Genomic DNA, 13522 nt, shown 5'->3' on the forward strand with positions numbered 1-13522 from the left:
TGTTGCTGATTCCGGGAAGAGTGGGGTGGACTGAGCCCATGGATCACCCGCCCGCGATCGCCGCCGCCCTGGCCGAGATCGGCCCCCGCCTCAAACGCCTGCGCACCCAGCGCGGCGTCACCCTGACCGCGCTGGCCGAGGCCACCGGCATCTCCAAGAGCACCCTGTCCCGACTGGAGGGGGGCCAACGCCGGCCCAGCCTGGAACTCCTGCTACCGATCGCCCAGGCCCACCAGGTGCCGCTGGACGAACTCGTCGGCGCACCTGAGGTCGGCGACCCGCGGGTACGTCTCGTCCCCCGCCGGGCGAACGGCCGCACCGTGCTGCCGTTGACCCGGCAGGCCGGTTCCCTGCAGGCCTGGAAGGTGATCATCCCCGTGGACCAGACCGAGCCGGACCTACGCGTCCACGAGGGCTACGAATGGCTCTACGTGCTCTCCGGGCGGCTCCGCCTCGTCCTGGCCGAGCACGACTTCGTGCTCCGTGCCGGCGAGGCGGCCGAGTTCGACACCCGGGTGCCGCACTGGTTCGGCAGCACCGGGGAACAACCCGTCGAGATCCTCAGCATCCTCGGCCGCCAAGGCGAACGCATGCACGTACGTGCCAAGCCCCGCACGCCCAGGGCGACTACTGACGGTGCACACGGTTGACCGGTCAGATCGGGCTGCGACGGAACTATCCGTATCTTGACCGAGCCAGATGGCCACGTGACGCGCGTTGGCTATGGGGCGCGATGCAGAGGGCCACCAGAATAACGATCATGCTTGATGATCTCTACCGCCGGGTCGCCTCGGTCCCGGATCTCATGATGGCCTGGGGTCAGGCCTGGACAGTCTCGCGGGGTACTCCCGCGCCGGTCCCGATCGTGGGTGGCTTCCGGGTCGAGGTGGGTGCCCCCGGTCACCGGGTACGGCACGTGCTGCACACCTACACCCTCGACTCTCTGGCCCGGCTCGGCCGGGAGTTGACCACGCCGGGCACGTGGATCAAGGTCAGCGGAGATCCGGCCGGCTTCCGCGCGGCCCTGCCCGCCTCCTGGACGATGGACGCCCCCGGGCACCTGATGACCACGACGCTGGCCGTGACCCGAGCCGAGACGCCCGCACCGTATACGGCCAGGCTCACCGCCGACGGCGAGGTCACCATCGCGACGGTCCTGGGCGAACAGGGGAAACGGGCCGCCGCCGGGCGGCTCGCGTGTGCCGGCGGGTTCGCCATCATGGACCAGGTCGTCACCGAGCCGGCACACCGTCGGCGCGGACTGGGCCGCGCCGTGATGACCCTGCTCGCCGCCCGCGCGATCGAGTTGGACGCGCACACCGGGATTCTCGTCGCCTCCGACGCGGGACGCGCCCTGTACACGACTCTCGGATGGACAGTGCGTTCAGACATCGCGGGCGCCTACATCGCCGAGAACTAGCCGCTCCCGCCCGGCGTTTTCGCTCTACCACCGGCGCCACGCCAGGCGGCGCAAGGCGGCCCGCTGGCCCTCAGCCCGCCGCGCCGACCGAGCGGTACACCTCCAGCGTCCGCTGCGCGACGGCGTCCCAGGAGAAATGCTCCACCGCGCGCCGTCGGCCGGCCAGGCCGAGCTGCGTGGTCCGCGCCGGGTCGGCGAGCACCTCGTTGATCCGGGCGGCCAGGTCGGCGACGAACTTCCCGGGATCCAGCGGCCGACCGGAGCCGTCGGCGGCCTGCTCGATCGGCACCAGCAGCCCCGTCTCGCCGTCGGCGACCACCTCCGGGATGCCGCCGGTGGCCGTGGCCACCACCGCCGTCTCGCAGGCCATCGCCTCCAGGTTGACGATGCCCATCGGTTCGTAGACCGAGGGGCAGACGAAGACCGTGGCGTGGGTGAGCACCTGGATCACCTCGTGCTTGGGCAGCATCTCGGCCACCCAGACGACCCCGGAACGCCCCGCCCGCAGCTCCGCGACCAGCTCCTCCACCTCGGCGGCGATCTCCGGGGTGTCGGGGGCGCCGGCGAGCAGCACCACCTGCGTGTCGGCGGGCAGCTCCCGCGCGGCGCGCAGCAGGTAGGGCAGGCCCTTCTGCCGGGTGATCCTGCCCACGTACACCACGCTCGGGCGGGTCGGGTCGATGCCGAGCCGGTCCACCACGTCGGTGCCGTGGTCCGGGGCGTACTGGGCGGTGTCGATGCCGTTGTAGACCACCCGGACCCGGTCCGGGTCGACCGCCGGGTAGGCGGTCAGCACGTCGCGCCGCATGCCCTCGCTGACCGCGATCACCGCGTCGGCGGCCTCCACCGCCGTGCGCTCGCACCACGAGGAGAGCGCGTAGCCGCCGCCGAGCTGCTCGGCCTTCCACGGCCGCAGCGGCTCCAGGCTGTGCGCGGTCACCACGTGCGGCACCCCGTGCAGCAGCTTCGCGGTGTGCCCGGCCAGGTTCGCGTACCAGGTGTGGCTGTGCACCACGTCCGTGCCGGCACACCCCGCGGCCATCTCCAGGTCCACGCCCATCGTCCGCAGCGCGGCGTTCGCGCCGCCCAGGCCGGCCGGTTCGGCGTACGCGGTCACGCCCGGCTCGGAGCGCGGCGCGCCGAAGCAGTGCACGCGTACGTCCGCGAGCCGGCGCAGCTCGCGGGCGAGGTACTCGACGTGCACCCCGGCCCCGCCGTAGACCTCCGGCGGGTACTCCCGGGTGAGCAGGTCGACGCGCAGCCGTGGAAGATCGGTCATGCCCGGCACCCTAGTGCAGAAAACCGCCCCGCACGCGACGCAGAACTGTGCCCGTACGAGTGGTGAAGTCGCGGTCGGATGGATAGCGTCGGGACATGGCTGCCAAGGTGCTCGCGATCGTCCTGGCTGGCGGGGAGGGCAAGCGCCTCATGCCGCTCACCGCGGACCGGGCCAAGCCGGCCGTCCCGTTCGGCGGGATGTACCGCATGGTCGACTTCGTCCTGTCCAACCTGGCGAACGCCGGCTATCTCAAGATCGTCGTGCTGACCCAGTACAAGTCCCACTCGCTCGACCGGCACATCACCAAGACCTGGCGGATGTCGACGCTGTTGGGCAACTACGTCACCCCCGTTCCGGCGCAGCAGCGCCGCGGCCCGTGGTGGTTCGCCGGCTCGGCCGACGCGATCTACCAGAGCTTCAACCTGATCAACGACGAGCAGCCCGACTACGTGATCGTCTTCGGCGCCGACCACATCTACCGGATGGACCCCCGGCAGATGGTGGAGGACCACATCGCCTCCGGCGCGTCGGTGACCGTGGCCGGGATCCGGCAGCCGCTGTCCATGGCGGACCAGTTCGGTGTGATCGAGGTCGGTGAGGATGGCAGGCGGATCCGGGCCTTCCGGGAGAAGCCCACCGACGCGGTCGGCCTGCCCGACGCGCCCGACGAGATCTACGCCTCGATGGGCAACTACGTGTTCACCACCCGGGCGCTGTGCGAGGCGGTGGAGCGGGACGCCGAGGACAAGACCAGCAAGCACGACATGGGCGGCAGCATCATCCCGATGATGGTCGAGCGGGGCGAGGCCAACGTCTACGACTTCCGCGACAACGAGGTGCCGGGCAGCACCGACCGCGACCGCGGCTACTGGCGGGACGTGGGGACGCTCGACTCGTTCTACGACGCCCACATGGACCTGATCAACGTGCACCCGGTGTTCAACCTCTACAACTTCGAGTGGCCGATCTACACCGACCAGCCGCCGTACCCGCCGGCGAAGTTCGTGCACCAGTGGGGCGAGCGGGTCGGCCGGGCGGTCGGCTCGATGATCTCGCCCGGCGCGGTGGTCTCCGGCTCGCTGGTGGAGAACTCGGTGGTGTCGCCGAAGGTCAAGGTCCACTCCTGGGCGCACGTCGACGGCGCGGTGTTGATGGAGGGCGTGGACATCGGCCGGCACGCCGTGGTCCGGCGGGCCATCCTGGACAAGAACGTGATCGTGCCCGAGGGCGCCGAGATCGGTGTGGACCTGGAGAAGGACCGCCAGCGCTACACCGTCTCGGACAACGGCATCGTGGTCATCGGCAAGGGTCAGAAGGTGGAACCGTGAGCAGTCACCCCCGCGCGGGCCAGCCCGCCCAGCCGTCCGACCTGGTCGACGTGCCGATGCTGGTGACCGCCTACTACGCCGAGCACCCCGACCCGGACGACCCGGCGCAGCAGGTCTCCTTCGGCACCTCCGGCCACCGGGGGTCGAGCCTGCGTCGCGCCTTCAACTCCGACCACATCCTCGCGGTCACCCAGGCGCTCTGCGACTACCGCCGGGAGCAGGGCCTGGACGGCCCGCTCTTCCTCGGCCGCGACACCCACGCCCTGTCCGCCCCGGCGACGGTCGACGCCCTGGAGGTGCTCGCCGCGAACGAGGTCACCGTCCTGCTGGACAGCCGGGACGGCTACACGCCCACCCCGGCGGTGTCGCACGCGATCCTCACCCACAACCGGGGCCGCACCAGCGGGCTCGCCGACGGGGTCGTCATCACCCCGTCGCACAACCCGCCGGACGACGGCGGCTTCAAGTACAACCCCACCCACGGGGGGCCCGCCGACAGCGACGTGACGCGGTGGATCCAGGACCGCGCGAACGAGATCCTGGCCGCCGGGCTCAAGGAGGTGAAGCGCATCCCGTACGCGCGGGCGCGCGCCGCCGACACCACCGGCTCGTACGACTTCCTCGCCCGCTACGTCGACGACCTCCCGGCGGTGCTCGACCTCGACGCGGTCCGCGACGCCGGCGTACGCATCGGCGCCGACCCTCTCGGCGGGGCGAGCGTGGCCTACTGGGGCGAGATCGCCGAGCGGCACCGTCTCGACCTGACCGTGCTCAACCCGACGGTCGACCCGACGTGGCGGTTCATGACCCTCGACGGTGACGGCAAGATCCGGATGGACTGCTCCTCGCCCAACGCGATGGCCTCGCTGATCGCCGCCCGCGCCGACTACGCGGTCTCCACCGGCAACGACGCCGACGCCGACCGGCACGGGATCGTCACCCCCGACGCGGGCCTGATGAACCCCAACCACTACCTGGCGGTGGCGATCGGCCACCTCTTCCGCACCCGCGGCGACTGGGGCCCGGCTGCCGCGGTCGGCAAGACCCTGGTGTCCTCCTCCATGATCGACCGGGTCGCCGCCGACCTGGGCCGGCCGCTCCTGGAGGTGCCGGTCGGGTTCAAGTGGTTCGTGCCCGGCCTCCTCGACGGGGCGGTCGGCTTCGGCGGCGAGGAGAGCGCCGGGGCGTCGTTCCTGCGCCGCGACGGCGGCACCTGGACCACCGACAAGGACGGGATCCTGCTCTGCCTGCTCGCGGCCGAGATCATCGGCACCACCGGCCGGACCCCGAGCGAGCACTGGGCCGAGCTGGCCGAGCGCTTCGGCGCGCCGTCGTACGCCCGCATCGACGCCCCGGCCACCCGGGAGCAGAAGGCCGTGCTGGGCAAGCTCTCGCCGGAGCAGGTGACCGCGACCGAGCTGGCCGGTGAGCCGATCACCGCGACGCTCACGACGGCGCCCGGCAACGGCGCGTCGATCGGCGGCCTCAAGGTCACCACCGAGTCGGGTTGGTTCGCCGCCCGTCCCTCCGGCACCGAGGACGTCTACAAGATCTATGCCGAGTCGTTTCAGGGCCCGGAGCACCTGACGCGCATCCAGTCCGAGGCGAAGGACCTGGTGTCGGAGGTGCTCGCCAAGGCCTGACGGTCGGGGTCCAGCGCCGGCCCGGACCCACAGGTAACGCGGTCGGGCACTGTCGAGCTGAGCCATTTACGTCATCACCGCCGCCAGGTCCTCCTCGTCCCGGGCGTCGGGCGGCGCCGCCGGTCGGTGGCGTGATCCATCCATGACGTCAGCTCGACAGGGCCGCGGCGCACCCTGTCCGACCGCCGACTGCCGACCGCCGACCGCCGGAGGAGTTCGTGGTCGCGGCGAGGACGACCAGGCGGAAGCTGACCGGGCCGGCGGGACTCAGCGCGGTGGCGGCAGCTCGCGGCGGTCGAGTTGCTCGCGGAGCTCATCGGGGAGCAGTTCGCGCAGTTGCGCCGGCAGCAGCGGCAGGTCGATCAGGCTCAGCTTGAGCTGGTTGCGTTCCTGGTAGCGGCGGGGGTCGAGGCGGACCACCAGGCCGGCGTCGCGGCGGTAGCCCACCTGCACCGCGCCCTCTGTGGCGGCCTCCTGGAGAATCACCCCGTCCATCTCGATGGCGACCGCGGCGGAGCCCGGGGTCAGCTCCAGCCGGATGGTCTCGTCCCCGGAGAGCACCACCGCGCGGGAGATGCCGGCCATCGGCGCGGAGGGCGTCACCACCACCGCGTCACTGGCGGGGGAGACCAGCGGTCCGCCCGCGGCGTAGTTGTACGCGGTCGACCCGGTGGGCGTGCTGACCACCAGCGCGTCGCAACGGTAGTAGCCGTACCGCTGCCCGTCGACGGCGAGCGTCGCCGAGACGAAGCCGGAGCCGGGATGGCGCACCAGCGCCAGGTCGTTGAACGCCACGACGTCGTCGTCGCACACCTCGCAGACGAGGCAGCTGTGCCGCTCCACCGTGAAGTCCTTGGCGGCAACCCGGTCCAACGCCGCCGGTAACTCCGGCGGCTCGACCTCCACCAGGAAACCCAGCCGACCCAGGTGTACGCCGAGCACCGGCTTCGGGTTCCGGACGGCCGCGCGCAGCGCGCCGAGCATGGTGCCGTCGCCGCCGATGCTGATCAGCGCGTCGCAGGCGTCGGCCACCTGGTCGGCGGGCAGCGGCTCGACGCTCGCCGGCACCCGGTGCCGGTCCTCGATCCGGACCGCGAGGCTCATCTTCTGGCGCGCCGCCCAGCGCTCGATGATGGCGACCACCTCGGTGACGTCCCGGGTCGGGTGCAGCATCAGCCCGAGCCGGATCCGCTCCATGTCTCCAGCTCACCACACTCCGGGCGATCCGCGCGGGCGGAAACGGCAGGTGCGCCGGTGGTCCCGGAGGACCACCGGCGCACCCGTGGCGGAACGTCAGGGGCGTGGCTGCCCCGTCAGGTGCGCCAGCGACCGGGCGACCAGGTCGTTCCGGGCCGCCGGGGCCAGCCCTTCCAGGCCGAAGCCGAGGTAGACGGTGTCCGCGGTGACCACCGCCGCCCCCTCCTCGAACGCCTGCTGGCTGCGCGACCAGTCGGTGGCGTTGCCCGCCGAACCGGTCGGGGGACCGGCCACCGTCCAGCCGCCGAGGTCGGCCGTCTCGAACGAGGTCTCCGCGACGGTCGCGCCGTCGACGACCACGCGGGCGTCGTCCAGGAAGACACCCAGGCCCTGGGTGCCCCAGTCGGAGACGTACGAGATCGACACCTCGACCTGCTTGCCGGCGTACGCCGACAGGTCGATCTTGAATTCCTGCCAGCCGTTCGACGCGCCGGTGGCCGCGTGCCACTCACCGGTGGTGCCGGTCGGCGAGCAGTCCGCGCCCACGTAGTGCTTCAGGAACGGGTGCAGCGTCTCCGCCCACCCGGACTCGCAGCTCTCCCCGGTCGCCCGGCCGGTGTGCCCGTTGGCGTCCGGCAGGGTCGTCCAGTCGTCGCTGCCCACCTCGTGCGCCTCGACGATCAGGAAGTCCCAGTTCGGCTCGATGTCGTACGACGTGGCGAAGCGCAGCTCGCCGCTGGTGGCCCCGGTGAGGTCCACGGTGCGGGTGAGCCGCTTGTACGACTCGTCGGCCTGACCGCTCCACAGGTACCACTCACCGGTGCGCGGGTCGAACGGCGCGGCGCCCGGCCGCACCCAGTCCACCGGGGCGGAGCTGGCGAACTGCGGGAACTGGTCGCGGGGCAGGAAGCTCGACGTGGTCAGGAACGAGGCCGTGTGGTCCTGGTTCTTCGCCGAACCGTCCGCGTTGAGGGTGCCGTCGAAACCCGCGAAGGCCCCGTCGGAGCCCTTGACCGCGTACGGGCCGTCCTCGCCGGTGCCGCCGTCACTGACGTACGTGTACGCCCCCAGCCAGTACTGCTGGAAGTCGTTCAGCAGCGGCAGGCAGGTCGCGTCGTCGGCGTTGGTGCACTCCGCCGGCCCGTTCGGCTGGTACGCGTACGCACCGTTGGCGGACTGCGCGAAGAGGGCGTACTTACCGCTCACCAGCAGCTTGCCGCCCTCGTTGAGGTAGTCCCGGACGGCCAGCTCGGTCTCCAGAGCCGAGCGGGCGACCGTGCCGGGCACCTGGTTGGCGGCGCGCGGGATCACGTCGTCGCCGGTCTCCCAGACCACCGTGTCGTAGTGCGACAGCACACCCAGCGGGTGCGGCGCCTTGCGACCCATCACGTCGACGTCGTACACGTCGCTGGTCCGCCCGGCGGCGGTCAGTGCCGCCGTCACCTCGTCGGCGTACTTGGCGCTGGTGGCGTCCTGCACCGGGCTGAGACCGGTGACGTCCTCGGCGGCGAGCACCAGCACGTCCCCACCGATGTCCGAGTGCACCCGGTAGGTGAAGTGCTCACTGGCGACCACGCCCCTGCCCGGCTTGGTGCCGGTGAACCAGACCTCGACCCGGTTGCCCGGTCGTGCCCCGGTCACCTTGCCGCGCAGCTCGGCGTAGTAGTCGTCGTGGGTGTCGCCGTACCGCTCGCCGCCCTGCCACTCGGTGACCTTGACCGACTTCGGCCGGCCGCCGTCGACCGTCCAGTGCATCCGGACGTTGCGCAGCTCCCGCCGGACGGTCGCGGCGACCTGCTGGTCCCGCCCGTACGAGGTCTCGAAGGCGTCGACCACGAAGTCGGGGGTGCTGCGGCCGACCACCGAGACCGGGTCGTCCGGGTCGTGCGCGGACTTCGCCACGGCCAGGGCGAACGGCAGGTTCTTCGCCACCTCGGCGGCGATCAACTCCTCGTCGTCGGGGAAGATGAACCCGCTGACGCAGTTCTCCGGGAGCCACTCGTCGTCCGGGTCGGAGGCCGACGCCGCCTGACAGGTCGACATCTCCGGGGTGAAGCCGAGCGTGCCGTACCGGACGGTGGCGTGCGAGTCGGTGTCGCCGTTGGTGGTGTACAGCTCGGCGGAGATGTCCGGGTCGTAACCGGGGACCGCCGGGTGGGCGTCGTCACCGGCCATCGCCTCGTAGATCACGTCGTCCGGGGTCGGGGTGCTCACCTGCCAGCCGACGCCGTAGAGGATCAGTTGCGCCGCGGAGTGGTAGTTCACGAGGAACTCGAAGCCGACCCGCTTGAAGAGCCGGTCCAGCGCCTTGGTCTCCGGCTCCGAGTTCGGGCCCGGTCCCCGGTAGGTGTCGCTGTTGGGGTCGGGCGAGGAGCCCTCGTTGTCGTATCCCCACTTGTAGGCGAAGTTGCGGTTGAGGTCGACGCCGTCGGCGGTCGTGATCTTGCCGTCGCCGTCGTTGTCCCGCAGGTTCTTGCGCCACAGCCGGTTGCCCGGGGTGAAGGTGTGGTCGTAACCGTCCGGATTGGCCACCGGCAGGAACCACAGCTCCGTGGTGTCGACCAGGCGGGTGATCACCGGGTCGGTGCCGTAGTTGTCGAGCACGTGGTGCATCAGCCGCCGGGTCATCTCCGGGGTGATCCACTCGCGGGCGTGCTGCGTGCTGGCGTAGAGCACCGCCGGCCGCTTGCCGTCGCGGACCTTCTTCGCGTCCTTGGTGACCTTGACCGCGAGGATCGGCTTGCCCTGGTGGGTGCGCCCGATCGTCTCCAGCTTGGTGAGCTTCGGGAACCGGGCGGCCGTGGCGGTGATCTCGTCGCGGATGCCGCCCGGCTCGCTGTACGAACGGAACGCCGACCAGCCGGCCGCGGCCTGCTCGCGCAGGGCCTGCGAGGCCGCCTTGCCGTCGACCTTCTTGACGTCGAGCTTCACGCCCTGGCGGGCCAGCCGCTCGGCCTGACGGGTGCTGAGCACGGTCTCGATGGTGGTGTTGCCGGCCCGGTCGGACTCCTGGTGGTCGTGGCCGAGGTCGACGCCGGCCGCGCGCAGCTTCTCCACCTGCTCCGGGTTGACCGTGCCGACGTACACCTCCAGCCCGTCGCGGCCGTCCGGATCGGACGGCGGCCGCGCGCTCGCCGGTGTGGTCAGCGTCAATGCGCCGACCAGAGTGAACACGCCGGCGATCGCCAGCCGTGTGCGCCTCATCGCGCCTCCTGGTGTGGAAGGACCATTGACGCGAGCCTGTCGGGGGCGGTGAGGCATGTCAATGCCCGAAGAGGCTAATCTCGCACCGTCGGTGGTCCTTTCGCCACACCCGGTGTTCCCGCCGTCGGGCACGGATCGGGGGCGGGCCCGACGGCCCGCCCCCGATCCGGTGCGGGTCAGCGCGCCAGCGGCAGCCGGATGACGCCCTCCACCCTCGGGGTCGTGGGCTGGGTGCACAGCGCCGCCAACTGGGCGATGATCTTCTCCGGGTCGTCGAACGGGTCCACCCCGGCTACCTCGATCGGGTCCAGGGCCGGCACGGTCACGTGCGAGATGAGCGGGTGCAGCGGCCGCACGTCCTCCTCGCCGGTACCGAGCAGGTCCTCGTGCAGCTTCTCGCCCGGACGCAGTCCGGTGTAGACGACGGGCACGCTGCTCGCCGCCTGCTCGATCATCTGGCGGGCGAGGTCCAGGATCCGGACGGGTTCCCCCATGTCGAGCACGAGGGCCTCTCCGTCCCGGCCGATCTCGGTGGCCTGGAGGACCAGGTGCACCGCCTCCTGCACGGTCATCAGGTACCGGGTGACGTCCGGGTGGGTCACCGTCACCGGCTGGCCGGACTCGATCTGCCGCTGGAAGGCGGTGACCACCGAGCCCCGGCTGCTGAGCACGTTGCCGAAGCGCACGCTGAGGAACGTGCCCGGGTAGGTGGCCGCGGCGTGCGCCGTCAACCGCTCGGTGATCCGCTTGGAGTAGCCCAGGACGCTGACCGGGTCGGCCGCCTTGTCGGTGGAGATGTTGACGAACCGGGCCACGTCGCGGCAGGCGTCGAGCACCGACATCGTGCCCCAGACGTTGGTCTTGACCGCCTCGCCCGGGTGGCGTTGCAGGAGGGTGAGGTGCTTCAGCGCGGCGGCGTGGAAGATGATCTCCGGCCGGCGTTCCCGCATGATCCGCCGGATCCCCTCGTCGTCGCGCAGGTCGGCGAGGATCAGCTCCGGCCCGTCGAGCAGGGCGCGACCGGACAGGGACATCTGGAGGCTGTGCAGGGCCGACTCGTCGCGGTCGAGCATCATCAGCTCACCCGGATCCGCCTGCATGATCTGCCGGCACAGCTCCGAGCCGATCGAGCCGCCCGCGCCGGTGACCAGGATCCGCCGGCCGGTCAGACCGTTGCCCGACAGCGTCAGGTCACCGACCACCTGTCGGCGGCCGAGCAGGTCGCTGATCCGGACGTCCCGGACGTCGGTGACGGTGATCCGGTGGTCGACGAGGTCCCGTACCGGCGGCAGCACCTTGAAGGCCGCGCCGGTTTGGAGGGTGGCCTCCCGGATCTGCCGGATCAGCGCGGCGTCCGCGTTCGCCACCGAGAAGATGACCGTGGTGGCGCCGGTGCGGCGTACCGCCGCCGCGACGTCGTGACGGCCGCCGAGCACGCGGACGTCGCCGACCCGCAGGTCCCGCTTGGCCGGGTCGTCGTCGAGCACGCCGACCGGCAGGTACCGCCCGCGGGGGTCGCTGAGCATGGCCCGCAGGAGACCCTGGCCGGCGTCGCCGAGGCCGAACAGCAGCACCTTCGTCGCCGACCGGGCGTCCGGGCGCATGGCGAGGTCGTGACGGTGCCGGTGGGCGAGGCGCGCGGCGAGCATCAGCAGCAGGGTCAGGGCGCCGCCGACGACGGGCGCGCTGGCCGGGACCGGTCGGTTCCCCAGCGGCACCAGGGCGACCAGCACCAGCGCCGTCGTGGCGGCCGTGGTGCCGGCGAGGCCACGGATCTCGGGGAGGCTGCCCAGTGGGTGGCGGCCGGAGTAGACCCGGCGCAGGGCGGACACCAGGAGGTGCAGCACGGCGGCGAGCGCGCCGATCCCCACCGCCCGGGCGGCCTGCCCGACGGTCAGGTCGAACTCGTAGCGGGCCCAGGTGGCGGCGAGGAAGCCGCCGGCCCAGGCAGCGCCGTCGCTGGCGAGGAAACTCAGGGTCCGCCGACGGGATCTGGTGCGTCGGGTCGTCGGGGTGCGCTCGGGAACTTCTGCTTCCGGCGGCATGTACTAACTCCCTGGGGGTCTTGGGTCGTTCGTGGTCGAGCAGGAACGGCCTCTGTGCGTCATATAGTGCTTACAGGGAGTTTTGGGCGCTTCGTGTCTGTTTCGCGTACGACGTCGGAATTAATGGCCGTCAGGTCCGGCTACCCAGCTCCTCCGGCATCCGCCGGTCGTCCCGCTGCGGCACCCGACCGCCCCCACCCCGGTGGGTCCGCTCGGCGACCACGTCGTCGAGCACCCGCTGCAACCGGCCCGCCATCGCCGTCCGGGACCGGTGCCGACCGATGAACCGGCGGCCCCGCTCGCCCATCTGACGCAGCACCTCGGAATCCAGCGTCACCAGCTTGCGCAGCCCCACCGCGAGGCCCCCCGGCGCGACGGCCGCTCCGGAATCCGAGGCCAGTACGACGTCGTGCGGCTCTCCCGGGCAGTTCGTCACCACCGGCACCCCCGCCGCGAGGTAGTCGTAGAGCTTGTTCGGGCTGGCCCCCAGCCGGAACACGTCGGCGTCGGCCAGCGCGTGTACGCCGATGTCCGCCCCGCCGAGGATGCCGGCGAACTCGGCCTTCGGGATCATGTCCAGGAAGTGCACGTTGGACAGGCCCTCCGCACGGGCCCGCGCCACCAGTCGCGGCTTCTCGATCCCGTCACCGATCAGGGCGAAGGTGTGCTCCGGCAGTTCCGCCGCGGCGTCCAGCAGTTCGTCGAGGCCGTTGGCCTGCCCGTGCGCCCCCGCGAACACGATCAGCCGCCCGCGTACCGGGATCCGGTCCCGCAGCGGCGTGTACCGGTCGTGGCGCAGGTCGAACGCCGACGGCTCGGCGCTGTTGCTCACCCAGGCCAGCTTCTCGTCGCTGACACCCAGGTCCCGGAAGTACGACCGCCAGCCCTCGGCGACCAGCACGATCCGGTCGGCCCGCCGGTACAGCCACCGCTCCAGCCCGCTCAACAGCCGGTGCAGGAGGGAACCCCGGCGCAGGTAGCCGGTGTCGACCATGGACTCCGGCCACAGGTCGCGAATCTCCAGCACGAACGGCACCCGCCAGACCGTCGCGGCGAGCCAGCCGGCGACCGGCGTCAGGATGTGCGGCGACGACGCGTACACCACCGTTGGACGGCGGCGCAGCAGCGACCGCAGCAGCGCCCCTCCCGCGTACCCGAGCCAGTTCAGCACCCGGCGGTGGTCGTTGCGGGAGTACCCGGGGACCCGGACGCGGACGAAGTGCGGCTCCCGACCGGTGAAGCGGTGCCGGGAGTAGACGTCCCGGTCGCCCGCGATGATCGTCCAGTCCCAACCGGTCAGTCTGCCGAACAACTCGACGTGCCGCGTGCCGCCGGGCTCGGAGAGCGGCTTGGCGTAGTGGTTGAGAACCAGCACGTGCGGGGTCCGGCCGGAGGAAGTAGCCATG

General features: G+C 71.6%; 9 protein-coding genes. 4 read left to right on the forward strand and 5 right to left on the reverse strand.

Annotated features, from left to right (window positions below; translation table 11 throughout):
• The first annotated feature begins 38 nt into the window (after window positions 1-38).
• Together ACTMSW_RS27690 and ACTMSW_RS27695 are read left to right on the forward strand one after the other, a co-directional pair.
• Entirely contained in the window at window positions 39-650 is a 612-nt protein-coding gene (locus ACTMSW_RS27690) for a helix-turn-helix domain-containing protein (protein ID WP_441183647.1), read from the forward strand.
• Window positions 651-760: 110 nt separating this feature from the next.
• Window positions 761-1420 (forward strand): GNAT family N-acetyltransferase, encoded by a 660-nt coding sequence (locus ACTMSW_RS27695; protein ID WP_441183648.1) that lies wholly within the window; start codon window positions 761-763, stop codon window positions 1418-1420.
• A 70-nt stretch (window positions 1421-1490) separates the two neighbouring features.
• Here ACTMSW_RS27695 and glgA read toward each other — a convergent pair whose 3' ends face one another.
• Window positions 1491-2699, reverse strand: coding sequence for a glycogen synthase (gene glgA / locus ACTMSW_RS27700; protein WP_441183649.1), 1209 nt, complete (start codon window positions 2697-2699; stop codon window positions 1491-1493).
• 95 nt (window positions 2700-2794) lie between these two features.
• Here glgA and glgC point away from each other — a divergent pair, with 95 nt between their 5' ends.
• Both glgC and pgm read left to right on the forward strand, forming a co-directional pair.
• Window positions 2795-4027, forward strand: coding sequence for a glucose-1-phosphate adenylyltransferase (gene glgC / locus ACTMSW_RS27705; RefSeq protein WP_441183650.1), 1233 nt, complete (start codon window positions 2795-2797; stop codon window positions 4025-4027).
• Entirely contained in the window at window positions 4024-5670 is a 1647-nt protein-coding gene (gene pgm / locus ACTMSW_RS27710) for a phosphoglucomutase (alpha-D-glucose-1,6-bisphosphate-dependent) (RefSeq protein ID WP_441183651.1), read from the forward strand. Before glgC ends, pgm begins: the two co-directional genes overlap by 4 nt.
• 267 nt (window positions 5671-5937) lie before the next feature.
• On the opposite strand, the gene ACTMSW_RS27715 is transcribed toward pgm, so the two are convergent.
• The 4 genes from ACTMSW_RS27715 to ACTMSW_RS27730 form a co-directional block, all read right to left on the reverse strand.
• Window positions 5938-6867, reverse strand: coding sequence for an NAD(+)/NADH kinase (locus ACTMSW_RS27715; protein WP_441183652.1), 930 nt, complete (start codon window positions 6865-6867; stop codon window positions 5938-5940).
• A 96-nt stretch (window positions 6868-6963) separates the two neighbouring features.
• Entirely contained in the window at window positions 6964-10071 is a 3108-nt protein-coding gene (locus ACTMSW_RS27720; protein WP_441183653.1) for a M14 family zinc carboxypeptidase, read from the reverse strand.
• A gap of 176 nt (window positions 10072-10247) precedes the next feature.
• Window positions 10248-12116 carry a polysaccharide biosynthesis protein gene (locus tag ACTMSW_RS27725; RefSeq protein ID WP_441183654.1) on the reverse strand — a complete coding sequence of 623 codons (1869 nt, stop codon included), beginning with the start codon at window positions 12114-12116 and terminating at the stop codon, window positions 10248-10250.
• Between the two features lie 130 nt (window positions 12117-12246).
• Window positions 12247-13521 (reverse strand): glycosyltransferase family 4 protein, encoded by a 1275-nt coding sequence (locus ACTMSW_RS27730; RefSeq protein ID WP_441183655.1) that lies wholly within the window; start codon window positions 13519-13521, stop codon window positions 12247-12249.
• Window position 13522 lies beyond the last annotated feature (1 nt).

The organism is Micromonospora sp. BQ11 (genome assembly GCF_052068135.1).
In the GTDB taxonomy this organism is placed as follows: Bacteria; Actinomycetota; Actinomycetes; order Mycobacteriales; family Micromonosporaceae; genus Micromonospora.

Bases quoted from the DNA above. Each gene is read 5' to 3' on its own strand.
- ACTMSW_RS27690 (WP_441183647.1), top strand. From the start codon at position 39: ATGGATCACCCGCCCGCGATCGCCGCCGCCCTGGCCGAGATCGGCCCC.
- ACTMSW_RS27695 (WP_441183648.1), top strand. From the start codon at position 761: ATGCTTGATGATCTCTACCGCCGGGTCGCCTCGGTCCCGGATCTCATG.
- glgA (WP_441183649.1), bottom strand. From the start codon at position 2,699: ATGACCGATCTTCCACGGCTGCGCGTCGACCTGCTCACCCGGGAGTAC.
- glgC (WP_441183650.1), top strand. From the start codon at position 2,795: ATGGCTGCCAAGGTGCTCGCGATCGTCCTGGCTGGCGGGGAGGGCAAG.
- ACTMSW_RS27715 (WP_441183652.1), bottom strand. From the start codon at position 6,867: ATGGAGCGGATCCGGCTCGGGCTGATGCTGCACCCGACCCGGGACGTC.
- ACTMSW_RS27720 (WP_441183653.1), bottom strand. From the start codon at position 10,071: ATGAGGCGCACACGGCTGGCGATCGCCGGCGTGTTCACTCTGGTCGGC.
- ACTMSW_RS27725 (WP_441183654.1), bottom strand. From the start codon at position 12,116: ATGCCGCCGGAAGCAGAAGTTCCCGAGCGCACCCCGACGACCCGACGC.
- ACTMSW_RS27730 (WP_441183655.1), bottom strand. From the start codon at position 13,521: ATGGCTACTTCCTCCGGCCGGACCCCGCACGTGCTGGTTCTCAACCAC.